The 18566-nt window shown below is 64.8% G+C and carries 6 protein-coding genes; 5 read left to right on the top strand and 1 reads right to left on the bottom strand.

The window, feature by feature from the left end; translation table 11 throughout:
• Nucleotides 1-55: 55 nt before the first annotated feature.
• Nucleotides 56-10195: a lonely Cys domain-containing protein gene (locus tag ACIOEW_RS39800; RefSeq protein ID WP_401970333.1), complete on the top strand. Its 10140-nt coding sequence runs from the start codon at nt 56-58 to the stop codon at nt 10193-10195.
• On the opposite strand, the gene ACIOEW_RS39805 is transcribed toward ACIOEW_RS39800, so the two are convergent.
• Complete coding sequence (locus tag ACIOEW_RS39805; RefSeq protein WP_401970335.1) at nt 10188-11393, bottom strand: ISAs1 family transposase; 1206 nt, start codon at nt 11391-11393, stop codon at nt 10188-10190. The two genes, ACIOEW_RS39800 and ACIOEW_RS39805, sit on opposite strands and share 8 nt — an antisense overlap.
• Nucleotides 11394-12189: 796 nt before the next feature.
• Here ACIOEW_RS39805 and ACIOEW_RS39810 point away from each other — a divergent pair.
• From ACIOEW_RS39810 to ACIOEW_RS39825, 4 genes are all read left to right on the top strand, one after another.
• Entirely contained in the window at nt 12190-12708 is a 519-nt protein-coding gene (locus tag ACIOEW_RS39810) for a hypothetical protein (RefSeq protein ID WP_401970337.1), read from the top strand.
• A 594-nt stretch (nt 12709-13302) separates the two neighbouring features.
• Nucleotides 13303-14331: a type VII secretion system-associated protein gene (locus ACIOEW_RS39815; RefSeq protein WP_401970340.1), complete on the top strand. Its 1029-nt coding sequence runs from the start codon at nt 13303-13305 to the stop codon at nt 14329-14331.
• A gap of 551 nt (nt 14332-14882) precedes the next feature.
• Entirely contained in the window at nt 14883-15707 is an 825-nt protein-coding gene (locus ACIOEW_RS39820; protein ID WP_401970342.1) for an RICIN domain-containing protein, read from the top strand.
• A gap of 2067 nt (nt 15708-17774) precedes the next feature.
• Complete coding sequence (locus tag ACIOEW_RS39825) at nt 17775-18554, top strand: sigma-70 family RNA polymerase sigma factor (protein ID WP_401970344.1); 780 nt, start codon at nt 17775-17777, stop codon at nt 18552-18554.
• Nucleotides 18555-18566: the final 12 nt, after the last annotated feature.

The following is an 18566-nucleotide window of genomic DNA, read 5'->3' on the forward strand; positions in this document are numbered from 1 at the left end:
GCATTTCAAGGACAATCACTGGCTGAAGGAAGGCTCGGAAGTTCCGTTCGCTTTTGTGAACGAGGGTCAGGCCGAGATGTTTGCCTCGGGCCTGGTCAAGCTGACGTTCGAGGGGAGGTTCGCGCTCAGCTGGCAGGAATTCTGGATGTCGGGTGTGAGCGGCGCGTTGACCGGCGGTGCGGAGATCGTAGTGGGTGCGGCCGGCCTTGGGCTGTACGAGCAGTTCTCCCAGAAGACTTCAGCGCAGGACAAGGTCGGCCGCGAGAAGCTGGGTGTCCTTCAAGCGCCAGGTGCGGTCCGGGACAACAACAACCACCCTCTGGCAACCGGAAGTATGGCTGGTCCGCCCGTCATGGACCGCCCCGTTACAGTGTCGCCCGGGCTGGCCGGCGTTCAACTCCTTGTACCGCAGGGACCGCATCAGGACGTCTCCGTTCCTGACGCGCCGGATGTGCCGGACGATCCGACGGTCTTCAGCGGTGTCGGCGACACAACATCGATTCGCAGCGACGTGGGCGTCACGGGGTCGATCTTCGACGTTGCTGGGGACATCCCGCTGGACTTCGCCGACGCTGTCAGCGACGTCACCGGCTTGGACGACAACATATCGCTCTACAGCGATGTCAGTGGCTTCAGCTTCGGCAGCGTCTTCAACGAGGTCCACAGCGACGGTGATGCCTCGTCGGTCTTCAGTGGAGATAGTGACTCAAGTGACTCCGCGTCGGTCTTCAGCTACATCAGCAACTACAGCGACGGCACCAACACCGACACCGATGACGTTCCCCATAGACTTGAGGACACCGGTCTGGAGAGCCGACCGGGTTCGCTGCGTGGCGACGGGCATGTGCCGACGGGCAATGTGGAGTTGCCGCTCGGTACAACCAGTGGGTTCACCGGTTCGATCCTGCCCACAGGGACGAACGCCCTGGGCGGGAACTACGACCGCTACAGCCAGATCCCTGACCAGATGCCCATCGAGCGGGCCGAAATGTCGCCCGATGAGACCGGTTTCGTGCCGAAGGGAACGGAGACACTCGATGAGAGGGCGCTCACGGCCCCTGACGACTTGATGACGCCGACGCGGTCTGAAGCCGTCGACCCCTCGCTGGACACGGGCAGGACGCAGTCCCGTACGGATCACGCCACGTCCGGGAGCACCCTGCGGGACGGTCGGCCGACGGCCGGTCGGGAGCTGTCCGGCGAAGTGCGGACCGGCCCCCGGGTCAGCCAGCGCGTGGACACGGCCACGAGGTCGGACACGGTCACGCAGTCCCAGGATCAGCCGCACGGCCACGCACCCGAGACGACGTCCTCCGCGCCGCCCTTTAACGGCCCGTTGTTCACCTCGGTCGATCTCGGCACATCCACGACGCGCGAGCAGGGCGATTTCTCGACCAGACAGCCCCAGGTGTTGCCGCCCACGCAGCCTGGCGCCACTGCTCCGGGCCCGTCCCAGCTCCCGTCCGTGGTGGCGGAGGCCGGCAGGATCGATACTCCGGCCACGAAAACCACCTCCACGCCGACGTCTACCCGGACCCAGCCAGCCCCGACTTCGGGGGCAGCGCCCGCGACTTCGACCCCAACCCCTACCTCGACCTCGGCCCCTCAGTCGTCGGACGGCCGTCTTTTCGGCCGGACGCCCACGACCAGCGGCGAGGCCAGCATCGATGGTCGGCCGACCGCGCGGACCGTCCCCGGCAATGCCAGGCCCTCTGTGCAGAGCGCGGCGCCCCGCGTCGTCGTGGAGCCGGTCGCAAGCCCGGCAGAGCGCAGCACGCAGAGCGGCGTCCCGTCCACCGAGGCGAGAAGCGGCGCTGCTGGTCGGGGGGCATCGCGCCGGCCGAGCGCGACGGGCCTCCTGAAGCCCGGAACCGGGGTGCCGTCCGCTGCGACGCCGAACCCGTCCGGTGCCCGGCGGACGAAGTACCGGTGGGACGCTTCCGAGCTTGTCGTGCAGGAGATCAGAGACTGCGGCGGCAAACGCATCGGTGAGTTCTCCTTCAACGCCAAGGACGTGCAAAGGCGCAAGGTTTACAGGGAGCTCGCTTCCGAAACTCGATTTGCGGGGTGGTATCGGGTGGGAAGGGAACTGGCCTGGGCTTGGCAGCATCTTCCGGAAGGGTTCGGAAAGTCCTTCTTCGTAGCGCTTCACCATGATCACAGGGGGTTCCGCGTCGTCCGGCCGGACGGGCGCAGTGTGGTCTGGAGCGCTGAGGAACTGGGCCAGTATCTGCGGTTCCGCAAGGATGACTTGTCTGGTTTCCGGCAAATCACTCTTATGTCCTGCAAGGCTGGAGCGGAGTTCGACCGCGAGGGCCGCCGCGAGATCGACGCCCAGATCGTGGCGGACGTTTCTGGCTTTGCGGTCAACGCGCCCACCGGCGATGTGTCGTTCACACAGCACGAGGGCGAAGCGGCCCCGCAGCTCACCCTGAACCACGGCGCCGACGGCAACGCCACCACCTGGCACACTTTCCGCCCCCGCAAGCTGCCCTCGGCTGCGCACCGCACCCGGGACAACAAGCCGGCGACAAAGAAGACCAACGGTCCCACCAGCGGCTCGAACACAGCACCTGACAGGGCCCGAGGACTGGAACGAGGGCTCTTCCCCGACGCGGTGCCCGAACACCCCACCATGGACTGGAACTCGCCGAGTGGCGATGATGCTGGCGATCCTCATGAGGTCGATGGTTTCGAGCCTCACCGCGCTGAGGGCCCGGCCGCCCCTGATGCCGAGAACGACCGCGAGTTCTCCCGGATGGACAGTAACTCTGGTGCCACGGACTCCTCCGCGGATACTCCGGAGTCCCCGGATGCTGAGGGGCCGCCGCGCCCGGAGATCGACCGGGCAGCCCACATGACCAGGCTCGCTGCTGGTCAGCAGCTCTCCGAGACACTCACCGCCAAAGTTGGCGGTGAGGTATTCGGCTCGGCGGGACCAAAAGCCTTCGACTTTGTCCAGGTGAAGACCGGCAGCGCCAACGTAGTGGCGCTGATCAGCTTTCCTTCCGACGAACAAGCGATGTGGAAAAAGTGGATCAAGGAACTCGATCTTAGTGAGAACGGCGTTTTCCACCACTATGAGCAGTCCGCCGACGGCCGGTACAACCTCTACGGCAGCAACACATTCCCGCTACCTGAAGGGCTGGCTGGGAAGCCCACCCTCGTCATCGGTGGGCATGGTGCACCGGACCACGCAACCTTCGGCCTGAAGAACCACTCCCGTCAAAGCAATGAGTCGCCAGAGACGACAAATATCGTCACACTCACCCCTGCCCACATGGTCGAAACAGTCATGAAGACCGATGCTTATGCCAAGGCGCTGAAGATGGCCGAGGGCAGGGGAGAAAAGCTGAACGTCCTGTTCTGTTCATGCAATGTCGGCAACGAAGACCTGACCGATGCCTCGTTCGCCGAGGAAGCCGCCGCGAAGCTTCCCGCCGACCAGGTGAACGTGTGGGCCAGCCCCTACAAGATCGTGGGCGCCTCGCAGGGGAAATTTGGCGTGTTGGCACCGCGGAACGGCGCTTCCTATGCCCTGAAACAGTTCTCCCCCCCTGTCGTAGACAATTCGGATCTCAGTGGCCGGGAGACAGTGACGATCAGAGATCCTTCCCAGTTCGCCGGCGGAGTCTCACTGCGGAAGGCAGGTGAAAGTCTACAACTGCGGCACGGATACGCCCTAACAATGTCCGAAGCCAGTACCAAGAAAATGGTTGCCCAACTCGGCGGAAAGCCTTATGTCGTCCTCGGGCGGCGCGTCGGAAACAAGGTAGAGCTCTACGCCAAGAAGGACGGAGAAGAGACCAGGACCCTTTTGAGTCCGAAGGACCTGGCCAACTGGCTGGAAGACCGGGTGCCGAAGAAGGCTCCGCTGTTCCTCGCGGTAGACGGCTCCGGCGTCAAAAAACTGATCAGGTCTGGTCACGACGAGAGCCCCGACGTGTGGGGGGACTCGTTCGCCGATGAGCTGGCCGACTTCTGGGAAGCCCCGGTCATCGGCATCGGCGGGTCCTTGAGCCAAGTGAAGAACCTGCAGACTGGAAGGTGGGAGCTCAACGTCGACTACTTGCCGGGAATCGGAGCGAATGGCGCACTGACCCTGGCCTGGCCCCGTAAGGCAGTCGCCATCGCGAGCAGTACGGAAGCTTCCGCGATATCGTTCCATCAAGAAATCGGTCAGGTCACGGGCCCTGTGCGTGACTCCTACCAAACGGCCAAGAACATCATTAGGGCTAAGGGAGTCCACGCCTTCGACGCTCTAGTTGCCCAGGTCTCCGGCATCGTGCGGGATGAGATCCTCTTCCCCGTGAACGGCTTGCCGCAGGAGTTTCAAGCGATCGTGGCAGGTGTCAGCGTCCTGACAAATTTCCCGGCGCCGGAATCCGTCGAGGCCGTCGAGGCCGTCAAGACCTACTTCAGTACCCTCCGCGCTTGGTGGAACCTTCCCAGGCCGACTGGCCCGGACGCGACCTCGACAACCGAGCGAAGCGAGAGGGCCACCACGGACTCGCCGCGCAACGGCCAGTCGGAATTGCTGTCAAAGTTCAGCCACCTAACACCCGCGCTCGTCGTGCAGAATCCGGTCACGTCGCAGAGCCCCACGGCTTTTGCGTCCGAGTCCGCATCGAGTCGTCCATGGCAGCAAGTCATCAGCTTCGGCGAGGGGAAGAAGACCCTCACCACCGAAGCCCAGGACGAAATACGGAAGGCCGCCAGAGAAATCGCCGAAGAGGCGGTGCGCAACCACCGAATTGGTTCCCCCATGCCCGAGGTCTACATCACCGGATTCGGAAATTCAAAGCTCACCGGCATGAAAGCCGGTGAGCAGCGGGCCCGCAGCGTCAAGGCGATGTTCAGAGAAGAGCTAGAGCGACAACTCGATGACCTGAACGAGGGATTGGAATCTGGAAGCCTGCGTCCGACCATTCCGCTTCTAGAAAGCATCAAAATCGTATCCATCAAGCTCGGCTACACAGGGGCCGCACCGCAGCACGGTGCCACACCGTTGGACAACCGTCGGACCGCGGTCATCGACGTCGTGCGCAGGCCGTACCTCTACGGGGCCTTCTTCGAGGGCGCCGTCTCCCTTCGGCCGACTGCCGAGTTCCAGAAAGCGCGGGGCCTTCCGGACCTGTCAGGCCTTGAGAAAGTGGTCCGGAGCCTTGGGGACACCAAGGCGTTCATGGTGGACGTGCCGGAGGGGCTTCGGCAGACCACCCCCGTCGAAATCAAGCTCCTGACGCAGACGCTGAGACATGCAGGGCTGCCCGGGACAGGACCGGCAATCCTCAACCTGCCGGGCACCGAAAGCAACGCCGGCTTGGGCATCGTCCCCACGGCGGTCCTGCTGGCCAAGGAGCTGGGACGCCCAGTCATCGCACTGACGCAGCACTTGGACCCAGGCTCGGGCACCACCAGCGAGACCTGGCGGGTTCACCACCCCCACGACTCCGCCCCCCCGCCGCAGAGCACGTCGACAGCCGACTTCAACCAGACAAGCCCCTTCCTCACACCGACCCAGTCGATTACCTCGAACAGCAATCCGCACCGCTCCACCGACGACCCTTCGAGGGCCCCCGCTCCCCTCAGCGACGGGCCCGACAGGACCCGAGGACTAGAACGCGAAAACCTCACTGCCGCGGTGCCCGAGCACGTCTATCGCCCCCTTGATGGCAGCTCTGCCGCCGTGCCGGAACTCGCGCCCGAGTTGGTCTCAGGTCCTGGGCGCGCCGCGAACTACCCAGCGCCGCAGAATTGGAATGTGTCGAGTCCTGCGCAGCCGCCGGGGTTCAGCGGTTACTCACACAGTGTTCAAAGCCCGGAATGGGTTGCCAGCTTTTCGGACCCGCCGAACCCACCCGTCGAGGAAAAAGCCGGAACAGACTCTGACCTGATCGTGGATGACGTCGTCACGGACGATGAGGTGCAGAATTCCCCCGTTGCCTGGGCGGCGCAACGGACGCAGGGGAAAGCGAATGTGCAGAGCATTCTAACCACCCAGTACTGGAACGGGGAGAACAAGAACTCCGCCAAGAAGGCGAAGGCGGAGAAGAACAAAAAGAAGAGGCAGGGTCAGTCTGGCAGACGTGCACCCAAGAGCAGTCCCAGGATCCTCGACCAAGTATTGGGGGAGGTGATCCCTGACCTGTTGACAGCCTTGCAAAGTTCTTCGGGCGATCAGTTGGCCCTCTTCAGAACTATGCCGAGGGACGAGGCTGACCAGATACTTCAATGGTATGCCGCAAAGAAACCAGCCTCCGATGAATGGATGAAGAACGTCCCTGCTGCACAATTGGGCCTGGAGTTCAACAAGAACACGATGGTCGAGGCAATCCCCGTGAAGGGGCACTTGGGCGATGAGAAGCAGGCCCTGTACTATTACCGCAAGGGAACCGACCAGGACAGGAAAGAAAAGGCGGTCCTAAAGTTCCTGCTAAAGCCCGGTGCCCATAAGCTGCTGTTTACCCCGCAGTACTTGGCGCTGGCCTCGCAAGGAGAAAGTCTCGACGCCATTCGAAACAACAGGAGCTTCAGGGGTCAGCAGTTTCCCACGGCATCTGACGGCGAGGGAAACCTTCCCGGCTATATCGGTGCCAAGTCCGAGGACCACGGCGATTTCAGCCTGCTCGCAAAGAGCAAACCATCGCAGGTACTTCTCCAGACATTCATCGCCGAAGTGGCCGAAGTATCGCCCCAGCGGGAGTCGGCCCTCTCCCAGGACATTGCGCTGCTCCGCACAGAGGTGGTCCGAGAATTGCTGGCGTTGGCCCCGACCCATGGCCCCGTGGATCCCGAGACGCTGGAGCGGCTGCACGACGAGCTGCCCTCTCACCTGCAGAGAGGCACGCTTCGGCAACGTGGGGAGGCTATCGCGCAGACACTCCTCTCCGGTCGGCCAGCCGGCCTGCGAGGCGGGGCCCCACAGACGACCTCCTTCTGGGAAGGGTCGCGGCTAGAAGATGCGGAAGGCCGGCTCCGCGGACGGCGGTGGTCGGGTGGACCGTCGCGCAGCCTGGACCTGAGCCAAGTCTCAGTGGTCAGGCCTGACAGCGACGGCCGACCTGAGGCTGTGGAGGGCAGCACGACCGATGCGCCGTGGCCCGGCGATGCCTGGGCATACCACGTCGTGGGGGGCAGGAACCACCTCGAGGTGCAAGGCCGCCACGTGAGTTTCGCGACGTTCGTGGAGTTGGTACGTCGTGACCCTGGCCGCCCCGCTGGTGCCTCTGTGCTCCTGGCCGTCGTGGGGCCCGGCGCGGCGCACCTCAACCTAGAGCTGGTGCTCGCGCGGTCCCTGGCCGACGCGCTGGGCGTGCCAGTATGGACCGCCACTGGTCACCTGTCGGAGACATCCGGCTACCCCGGGCACTTGGCCCGGGTCGCAGTGCCCCCGGAGTACGTGCCTTTGGGGCAGTGGTCAGTCAGCCCTCCAGGCCTCTTGCCGCCGGCAGACGCCGTCGCGGAGAACAGAGGCCAGTGGCTCTACGACGACGAGGGCAACGCGTACTGGGTGCCCGACCGGAGTCTTCTAACGTTCCCGATCATCAGCCCAGAAACGCACGAGTCGATCGGCCGAGCCTCGTACACCGAGAAAGAATGGACACATCGGCAGGAGAGGTACCGTTGGCTGCCGTCCGCACGGTTCGTCTACCACCACGACCCGGCTCCCGGGAGGGACGGGGCCCTGGTCGGCTTGGATCCTGCGCCGTGGGCGAGCCTTCCCAGCGGCGTAGAGCTGTACGTCTTCGCGGGACACGGGGACGAGTACGGTCGTGTGTGGTGGTGGGCCCAGGTAGACGGCAAGCCAAGAAGGCTCTGGGGAACCCCCAGCTCGGCAGGCGGCTACCTTAGGCGACGTCCCAGTCTGACACGGATGCGGCAGCGGGCGTCGGAAGGCAAGGAACCGAGAGTGCTGGTCCAGCGCTGCCGCTTGGGCGCCGTGCCGAAGGAAGCGGTGGACGCACTCGGCGCCGGTGCGGGAGGGCAGGTAATTGCCGACAATCTCGCCGGTCCGGCGTACGCTACGGCCCATAGCACCGGGGTTGTAAACACCGTCACGGAATCGTACTCGTTCCTCAAGGTCGGCGAGCGCGGCGAGTTCGGGCAGTGGCAGGAGTTCCGGCCGATACCTGGGGGTGAGGCGCTAGGTGCGCTGGCACGCACCATGGGCCTCACTGCCGGCCCCGGCCCGCTCCCGCAGCACATTGTCAGTCAGGCAGCGCGATTGGTACGGGCTCTGCGGCACGTTTTCGGCCCCGCTGCCGAACTCGACCTGCACCTCGTGGCCGGTATCGGAGCCCTGGAACGACTCCGTCAGGCAGACCCCGCCTTCGACGGAACGGGCCCTTTCACCCTTGCCTTCTTCCAATACGCCGCACAACGCCTGCGCCAATCCACCGGCCAGCCGACACCTGCGGCCGACGCCGATGCCGACGACCACCGCTTGTTGCTTGCAGGCGCCTGGCAGTGGGCTCAGGACACCTCACGAGTTTTCCAGCTCACCGCGCACCTGCCCCTCCCAGCGGTCCAGGGCCTCCGTCAGGTATGGGCCCACTCCAGCGCAGCCGCGACGAGTGCCGTCCTGCGCAATTTGAGCTCCGCCAAACAGGTCAGCGGGCCCGCGATCGAACCGGCCACTGACGATGACCGGCGCGCCCTGGCTTTTTGGTCACTGGTACGCGCCCAGGTTGCCATTGACGCCTGGGGCGGGCCCACGGACGACCTCGTAAGATACGTGCTCCACCTGGACGGCACACAACCAGTGACCCCAGCCCGGCGAGACACCGCCCGGATTCTGGTGGCACACGCTATGGCCGTGGGTCGTACCGGAACCGGACCCGCTGCCTGGGCCGCCCACGATCTAGAAACCACCACCCAACTGCTTGCCGACGCAACCTTCGTCCAAAGCACTGCTAGCAACGCCTGGGGCCGCAACTTCACCGGTCGGCCGATTAACAAACTGCACCTGTCTGCAGGCGCGGGGATGAAAGCCCGCTATTTCGTGATTGCCGAGGTCGGCCCCGACTATGTCGACATGGTAGAACCGGGCGGGGTGCGGCACCGGGTGCCGATTGACGACGTTGCTGAGCTTCTCACCACAGACCCCAAGCTCCCGCCCCTGTCGGCTCTCGTAGTGCTCCTGGTCTCAGGGGACCCCGCTGGGCGGGAGGCTCTGGCCCACGCCATTGCGGACCGAACCGGCCGCCGCACGGTCATTCACGGTAGCCTCGAGGGTCTGACTGTGACCGACGCCGACGCAGAAGGCGTCTCTTATCTCCACGCGCCCGCTGCCCCCGGACGGGCCCTGATCGAGGTGTGGAAGGAAGTGCGTCCGCTCCGCCCGCGCTTCCTCTCCCCCCCATCCGTCTCTGGCGATACGGGCTCCTTGGCCCTCGGAGGCACGGCCCCCACACAAGCTCTCAGCATGGCTTTGCCTGCCGGGCAGTACGCCCAACTCGACGAGGAATCGACTGGGCGGCATTCCACCACCACGGCGCCGACACTAGGCTCCGACCGGCGTCCATCTGCAGGTGAACTGGGCGGCGCGGTGCTGACGCTCAGCCAGAACGAACCCGCGCAGACAGGCAGGGAGTTCGCCGGCTCGTTGCTATCCGCCCTCCGTCAAGTGTCGCCCAAGGCTCTCGAAATCCTCGCGCCGACTCGCGCCGACCCAGCTCAAGCCCTGTTGGCTTGGCTTTCCCTGCGCGTCACCGACACCGATGTCCTCTGCTATGCGCCTCCGCCCCTGGACGGCAAGGCCGTGGTGCCGATGCACTTGCTACTCGAGGCAGGTGCGCCGCTCTCGCCCGGGCAGCAGGTGCAGGCCGCCCTGGCAGGCAACGAGTTGTCATTGGCGGACGTTGACCTGGATGTGGTCCACTGCTTCCGGCTTCTCCTGATTGACCCGACGTACGCAGACGAAGTGGCGATCGCCAGAGAGCTGATGGCACGCGTCCTGTCCGCCGTGGCAGCCCGTGAACTGGGCGTCCCGATTTCGCTGGTGAGACCAAATGGAGAAATCGAATTCTTCGGCGGCGATGACGCTGCATCGTCCAGTGAATCGGCTGGTACAACACCGAACGCCTTCACTCGGCCCTCGACTACCTCCCACCCGAAGAATTCGAGGCCCAGCACCACCGATCCCAGGCCAGGGTCACTGCATGATCAAGATCTGTCTGGGTTCGTCACGTGATGCCGAGGGCTCGTAGGGGCCGGTGGTGGTCGCGGCCGGTGTGGCGGAGGGCGGCGGCGATGTTGGTCTGGCCGTCCTGGCGGAAGACGCTGATGGCGAGGTTGCGCAGGGAGGCCATGGCGCGGGGCAGGGTGCCGGTGGGGACCTTGGAGTCGTCCTCGCGGAACGTGCGGTCCCGGACGTGATGGAGGAGGTTCTCGATACCCCAGTGTCCTCTGATCCAGGTGGCGAGCTCGGTGCAGGTGGCGTCGAAGACGCTCAGGCTGGTGATCAGGTATACGCGCTCGATGGTCAGCTTCCGGGTGCTCAAGTCGCTTCGCCACCGCACGACTTGGATGGCCTGACGGGCAGCCGGGTAGTCGAGGTGGCTGAACGCGGCGGCCTTGAGCCGGCGCACCTCGTCGCGGTGGTGGGCGTGGTCGCGCGTGCGGTGCCCGAGCGGGACGTCGTTCCAGGGCAGCCCTGTCACCTGGGCATACAGGCCCGGATGGTTCTTCTTCACAACGGCCACGTAGTACGCGCCGCGACGGGTCAGATAGGCGCCGTGGTCGTGCTGGGTGTGCAGGGCGTCGGCGGTCACCACCGTGTTCTCCAGCTCGAGACCGTCCAGCAACGGTGCGAAGGAGGGAATTTCGTTGCTCTTGGAAGCGACCTGCCGCTGGGCCAGGACCACGCCGTGGTGGTCCATCGCCGCCAGCAGGTGGATCGCCGCGGCCGTCTGGGTTCGCGATCCGCGGACCACCTTGCCGTCGACCGCGATCACCCGTCGCACCGGCCGCTCCTGCGCGTCCGGCTCGACCGGGGCCGGCGTTCTGGCCTGCAGATACGCGCTGATCGCCGCGTCCAGTGCGTCACCGTCCACACGTTGCAGCAGTCGGCGCACGGTTGCGGCATGCGGCACCGGCCGCAGACCGGTGAGCGGATCGGCAGCGAAGCCGAGGACACCCAGCACATGCTGCGGGGCATCCGTGATCCACTCGCTGATCGCGAGCAGTGACCGGGCACCGGTCAGCACCGCCGAGACGGCCGCGCACAGCAACGCGAGGGCCGGATACCGCAGACCTCGCGCATCGCGGGGATCGGCGACCAGGATCAGGAAACGCCGCAGGTCAGCAACATCCCTTGAGGTGAGGGGATTAGACGGGGAGCCCAGTTGCTCCAGCGCGGAAGGGATGGGCGATGATGTTCGGGCCGGCACGGTCTCGCTCGGTTCTCATGGGTCTCGACAACCACATGATCACCAGCACCGTGCCTGCTCTGCTCTCCGGGGTCCCCTGCCACACAACGGACATGCCACCACGTCACTCACAGGACCGGCGAACCGGACCAATCCCAAACGCGCAATGACCCTGGATCCCAGGCGACCACGAACACCACCTGAAACCATGGCAACCGGCCGCTACGAAACTCAGGGCAGCTCAGGGTACTTCAGTGCGCTGGCCAATCCCCATGGACACCGCGTTGACTGAGGGTCTGCGACTTCCACCCCAAGTGCTGGATTTGGAGCTGGCGGAATTCCGGGCACTTCCAGCCTCGGACGCGTGGTCGGCCCACGAACAAGATGAGCTGGCCTACGCCTTCGAACCGGCTACCCCCGACCGTTCGGCAGACACGGGGCATCCGCCCGCAGTTTCGAGCCAGCATTCGGCGCCATCTGACGCGGCACCGCCCGACGAACCTTCGCCGGACATCGAGATGGATGTCGAGATGGATGTCGACATCATCGATGTGAGATATGAGGATGCTGGTACAGACGGTGCCAGCATGGCGGACGTCTCGACAGGCGACGCAACGCCGGCATACGGCGAGGCCGGTGGACCGGACGGGCAGAGCCTCACAAGTGTGCAACTACTCGATATCGGAGAGGAGATTCTCGGCGAGACGAGCGGAGAATTCGCTACGGAGCACCGAACCAGATCCAGGCGCTCGCAGCGCATGGCGGTGGATCGGCGGATCTACTGGTCACGGTTCGTGATGGGGGTCTTCGTCAACCGGTGGACATTCCGGCTCTGGCGCTGGGTCAGGCACCCGTGGCAGCTGAGCTGTTGGGCGTCGGTAACTGCGGCGAGCACGCGGCCATGGCATTCTGCCTGGCCAACACGCTGCCGTTCCCGCCTGGCGCCAAGATCTGGTACGTAGATCTCAACATGCATCCGTCGGAAGATCCCGCAGCTCCGATCGTTCCCTTCACCGACCACGCGTTCATCGCCATCGGATACCCGGACGACCCAGAACGGATCGTCGTGGTGGACGCGTGGCAAATGGGAGCCCAGGCGTGCTACGCGAAGGACTGCAATTTCCCATTTCTGCTCATGTGGCCCGTCCTATACGGGATTACTCCCAGAGCGGTGGAAATCACACCGAACGGCATCGACTACCTGGCCGCGGCACGGGGGTTCGTCGACACCGATTTCCTGGCCAACCGGATGGATACCACCGGACCAGCGGTGCCATCCGAGTACTTCGCCGACATACCGCGCATGTACGACCATTGGTGGCTGCGACCTAGCTGAGGACGTGGAGACGTGGATGAGGTCCGATCGGAGGGGCAGACCTTGGCTGGGACGCGCGCGAGCCGGAGCGATGCGCGAGTCCGACGAGAGTCGACGACCGGCATTACCAGAGGGCGGTTCGGGTCGCTAGAATGCGATAGCAGAGCGGATCAACGTGGGCTGATCCATGTGGGCAGATGCTGTTCGGCGGCTTGCCGTCGGCGCAGTCGCTGGGTCCTCCTCAGCAGGTACGGCTACGGACGGCACTCCGGAGCTGACGTGCTGAGCCATCTTGGCCCGGAACAGCAGCGGTTGTCGGGTTCCCTTCTTGGGGGCACGTGTTCCTATTGAGGCACGTGCGTGGGCGCACGTGATCACAGAGCACAACGCAGGAGTACGTCCGTGTTGTGCCTTCGAGCCAGGCCGATATCACGTAGCCCTGGCTCGTAGTACTGGCCGAAGGCCTGCCCACTCTCTGCAATTGCGATACCCGTTCATTACCCCCCGGTCAGCTTTTGCACGCTGCCTGTCTGATATGCGGACGGCAAATCAGCTGTGCGCCAGAGCGCCGAAGTCCGGGGCGCAGTCTCTTCCATCTGTCGAACGAGGAAAACGATGAGCAAGAAAAGCCCTGCCAAATCTGGTGCGTCGGACGGCGACAACTCTGCTGCCCCGACTTCCGCCGAGACCGAGGCCGAGACACGGAGCGGGAGCGGCATCGGGAGCGAGGCCGAGGCTGACACCGGGAGCAAGATCGAAGCAGGTGAATGGACTCTCCTCTCCGAGGAGCCGGTCGCCGTCGGGCCACTGGCTCAGGACAACGGGGGAGCCGACGTCGATGAGCTCATCGTAGGGGCGGACGACACCATGCCACCGGTCCCCGACGAGATCCGAGAAGCCGGCCGTCTCGCCCCTGATCACTGGCTGGGCATGGTCGACCCCACCTGGAACGGAGAGGGCACTCCTCCTGAGTGGGCCATGGTGGGCCGATGGCGCTCCGGTCTCGACGGCGAGATCGCCGAGTGGCAGGACAACGAGGAATACCAGCCCTCCCCTCGGGCGCTCGGCTGGCCGGAGCCCGCCGATGACGTGGACGCTGCGGTACAGCTCGCCGCGACCGGATACGGTCCGGGCGATGACGTGGTCAAGGCTCTTGTAGACCACGAGGTCGCCGTGCACGTCCAGCCCGGCGGCGGCCCCCTATCGGCGACCACCCCTGACGGCACCTCGGTCGTCCCGGTGTTCACCTCCCCCGTCTATCTGCATGCCGCTGGGCGTCTGGCATACGAGTTGCACGCTGTTCCCGACCTTCTAGGGAAGATCCCCGAGGGGCACCTTCTCTACCTGAACCCCTCCGGTCCGGTGAGTATGACGGTGGAACTTGACGCGATACGCGAGGAGATTGAGGGCGGATCGGAGTCCGGGAGCGATCAGACGTCGGCGGAGACTGACGGCGAGCCGGAGCTCCGCGTCCCGCCTCTGGCCCGCCCGGTGACCACCGTCAGCGTCGACGGCTCCGAAAGCAGCGATGCCCACCAGGACGATGTTTCCCAGGACGACGCACCCCCAATTGATGCCTCCCAGGGTAACGAGCGGGAGGGGGCGACGAGCGCCGGTGAGGCGCCGGGTGACCAGCCGGGATGACGGGTCGGCTGGGCTGAACCGACGCGGATGTCTCCGCGGCCGAAGGGGTTCCGAAAGGTGGTTGGCTGGTGTCGGATCCCCTCTGCGCCCCTGCCCGAGTGGGAGGGGCCCGTGGCATCGCCGGCTGCACTGATCTTGACGATCTGGAGGAAAAACTGATGACCACCCACGGTGAGAACACCGGCGGCGATGGGTCGCAGGCGCGGCCGGAGGCGGGTGATTCCGTGCGACGGTCCGGGGCACTCGGGCGGGCGGCTACTTTGCGCGGCATGACCGTGGACCCCGGAACGGCGCTAGTGCCGGCCGCACCAGCTGCTGCTGCCGCTGCCTCTGACGTATCCGGTGACGAGGGCAACGGTGAAACCCGGACCGGGCCGACTGCGATCCCGGATCGTTCCGACTCAGGTGTGGGAAGCCGTGCGGCGGCTGGGCAGGACAGTGAGTCGGGCACCGGTTCGTCCACGAGGGGATCGGCGGTTCGCGAAGGTTCGGCACCCCGTAACGCCACGATCACTTCTGAAGCGCCGTCGGGGGCCGATACCCTGGCTCCCGTGGCGGTCGCTGCAGGTAGCGCAGCGCCCGCAGGCGCTGATGTCGAGGACGGTGACGGGGACTCCGGTAAGCCGAAGAAGCCCTTCCTGGCCGCCGCCGCCATGGCAGGAGTGGTGCTTGCGGCGGTCCCACTGCTCATCTTCGCCACCGGTGCGTCGGATGATGAGCACAAGAAGCAGAAGGTCGTGTCGGTCGCTGACGCGGACATTCCGCTCGACGACACCCGTGTCGAGGAACCCCCCGCACTTTACGCGCCTGACAAACCCAAGGACGAGAGTCCCACCCCGAAAGGCGGAACCAAGAAGCCCGTAGAGGAGAAGGCCCTTGGGGAGAAGCTGGTCGGGACGCCGACTGGTGAGGCCAAGCCGGTGCCCACGGCCACACAGAAGCCCAAGCCGGTCGTCAAGAAGAGTGCCCCGGTGGTCGCCAGTCCAGTGACGTACCGCATCGTGGGCGGCGACTCCGGAAAGTGCCTGAGCGTCGACGTCGTAGCGGACGGCACTCCGCTGTACATATGGGACTGTAATAGCTCTCGCCAGCAGATCTGGACGTTCCAGAAGGACGGAACCGTGCGCCTAGGGGGCATGTGCATGAACACCGCCTCTCCCGAAGCGAGAGCGGTCGTACAACTTGCGCGCTGCAACGGCAACGTGGCTCAGCAGTTCCGGCTCAATGCCGACCACGAACTGGTGGCCAAGATCTCGGATTACTGTGTTGACGCCTGGTACGCCAAGGATGCTAACGGCACCGCGGTGAAGGTCTGGGGCTGCAGCGGTGACGCGAACCAGAACTGGTCACGAAGTAAGGTCCCGAGCGCCGAATAAGACCGTCTGGGCACCCACCGTAGGAACGAGCATCCGGTGCGGTGCCCAGACAGGGCACAACACCCGATGTGGTGTGACGCCGTCGTGCCCATGCGGCACGGCGAGTCGAAGAGCCAGAGTGGACCTTCTACGCGCACGACGCGCACCAGAGACAAGGTGAAGCGGCTGCAGAGGCGCCGAAGGAAATCGACCACTAGTCGACACCAAAGTCATTAGCACGCTGCACCGCAGGTACCGGGAAACGAGTTCAATAAGTGCCTCGCCAAGGCCCCCTTACAAGTACCGTCCGACGACCTCAAGGTTCAGTGATCCTCGAGAACCTTGCCCAAGACGCCCGCAGTCAGAAGATGATCCTGACGCACCCGCGCTTCCCCCCGTCTCGAAACGCTGCATCCACGGCTCGGCCCAATCTCGTCGGAACGCCCGGATGTCACCGTCCGGAGACTCGACTGCGCGCGTCGCATTGGGACGGGCGCTTTTGGCGAAGGCAATCCACGCGCAGGGGCAAACTGGATGACGCTTGAACGCGACGTCCACGAAATCTCAAGGGTCTGCCCTCACCCTCTTGCCTCCGACCAGTTGACCGCGTCTCGTCCACTGCCGGCTGCGTGACAGGCCATACCAGGATGCCCTGCTGAAGTAAAGCCTCGTCTCCCCGCGTCTTGCCGTGGCGGGTGAGCAGAAAAGTGAGCACAAAGTTAGCACTGATCAGACTGTTGGTTGAGCACCTCCCTGCGCCATCGTGTTGCCGGTGGGAAGGAGGTGCTCCTATGGAATTCCGATTGCTGGGCCCCCTGGACGTCAGGCGGGACGCTGAGACCCTGAACCTAGGACCTCGCAAGAGGCGAGCCCTGTCGTTGCTGCGTCTGCGGCGCGAGAATGGCCGTGTTGTCGTAAATGCGCTCCTGCGTGAAAGCCTGCGGATAAACAGCCGGCCACCGAGAGCCGTCACCCCGTTGCGCACGCAGGTCAACAGGTTGCGTACGCTCCTCGATCCCGGCCGTGCACGCAGGGAACGAGCCAACGTGCTGCGCCGGGTGCCCACCGGCTGCTCTTTGCGGGTCCCGCTGCCCGAGGCTCCTCACTTCGTGCTCCTGCAAGGGGCCGTGAAGGGGACGCACCGACTGATTGCACGCCGTCGCATCGAAGAAACCCTTCGGGAGACAGAGCGTGCCATGAAACGGCGGCGAGGCACCCCACTCGTCGGCCCGCGGATTGACCGCAGTTCGGGGCTCTGGGCACCACTGACGTCGTCTAGCCCACCCATGCGCCGGACGACCGTGACGCCTCCGACCCCTGGCCCGGCCGCACCCATCGGGCCGTTGTATGCGCCGGCCTCCTCGCCGCGATGCCTTCAGGAGCTCTGCTTCTCCGACGCCCAAGTGGCGCCGCTGGACCCTGGGCTTATGACCGCCTCGGCCGTCACCGGTACTCGCGACACCTGCCCGTGGCATCCGTACTCACCGCGTTCTGCAGAGAACGGCACACTCGGTTCGGTGAACAGTCGGATCGAGGCTTCGTACACAGCGAACCACCGAGCGGGGACCCTCGAGACCCAAACGGGATGCACCTGCACGCGACCATAGTTGCTCGCGCCTGGACGCACCTTACGGACTGAATTCGCGCAGGGCAGTCAGCCTCACTGTGCACGATCCGCTCGTCGACTCCCGGCACCCTGCTCTCCAATGCTGGTAGGCGCTCAGGCTCACCTGCCCGCCGTGCAGCGGACTGACAGCCCTTTAGACGTCAGTCTTTGCTGTTGAGGAGGTGTCGGACACGGCCACTCGTTGACATCTGCCGTCAGCATGCTCACCCAGTAGCAGACGGCAAATCCTGCGTACCTCGTGGCGTCAACCAGTGTTGCTTGAGCCCAGTCTGCGTTTTCGGCTGTTGGTCCCACGACGAGTCGATTGGTTCACTTCAGCATCACCTCAGCACTTGGCGCCTGCATCAGCCGTGTGTCAGGAGCCGTGCAGCGGCAACGGACGAGATGCGGTCGCAGCGCCTCTCCCGCCTCCTAGCCGCGTTAGGGAATCCGGCGCCACCACCTACGAAAGCGAGAACCCCATGCTTGCACCCACCACGGCAGCGCACGCAGTACCGCTTGCACCGAACGTGTGCACCGTTGATCGCCACCGGTACGCATCATCAGTTTCTGTACGCCTGGCGTCGTTGCCCCCTCAGCACAACTACGACGTCCCGGCCTCGCCGCCGTACGGTACGACTACGGCCCCACCTCACAACACAAGCCCCTCAGCTGAAGCCCCTGAGGCGCTGGACGAGGCCAAAGGGGAGGCTGAGGCTCCCCCCCTCACCCCGCAACAACGTACTGCCTTCATCGAGCAGCTGTACGCGGACAACGCCCGATACCTCACCTCACTGCTCTTGTCGCGCGTCGACGGCGACCGGCAAACGGCGGAGGACATCGTGCAGGAGACGATGCTGCGTGCCTGGTCCAATGCCGACAAGCTGTCGGCCGAACCCGCATTCGCCCGGCCATGGCTTATCACCGTCACCAAGAACATTCTCATCGACCTCCACCGACGCCGGCAGTGCCGACCACAGGAAGTCGCCTACGACCCCTCCTGGCCCAGCCACGTATCCATCAGCACGGACTTCTCCGGACACATCGTCAGTGCACTGACCGTCCAGCAGATCCTCCCCAAACTCACGCCCCAGCAGAGCGACGTCGTCCGACGGGTATACCTCATGGAACACTCACTGGAAGAAGTCGCCACCACACTCGGAATACCCCAAGGCACCGTCAAATCCCGGCTCTTCTACGCCCTGCGGGCCATGGGACAGATCCTGGCCCGCGCCGAAGCCCGCGCCGACCTCACCACATAAGCATCCACAACC

Source organism: Streptomyces sp. NPDC087901 (assembly GCF_044742205.1).
In the GTDB taxonomy this organism is placed as follows: Bacteria; Actinomycetota; Actinomycetes; order Streptomycetales; family Streptomycetaceae; genus Streptomyces.

Coding starts and splice junctions, on each gene's coding strand:
- ACIOEW_RS39815 (WP_401970340.1), top strand. CDS start 13,303: ATGAGCAAGAAAAGCCCTGCCAAATCTGGTGCGTCGGACGGCGACAAC.
- ACIOEW_RS39825 (WP_401970344.1), top strand. CDS start 17,775: ATGCTTGCACCCACCACGGCAGCGCACGCAGTACCGCTTGCACCGAAC.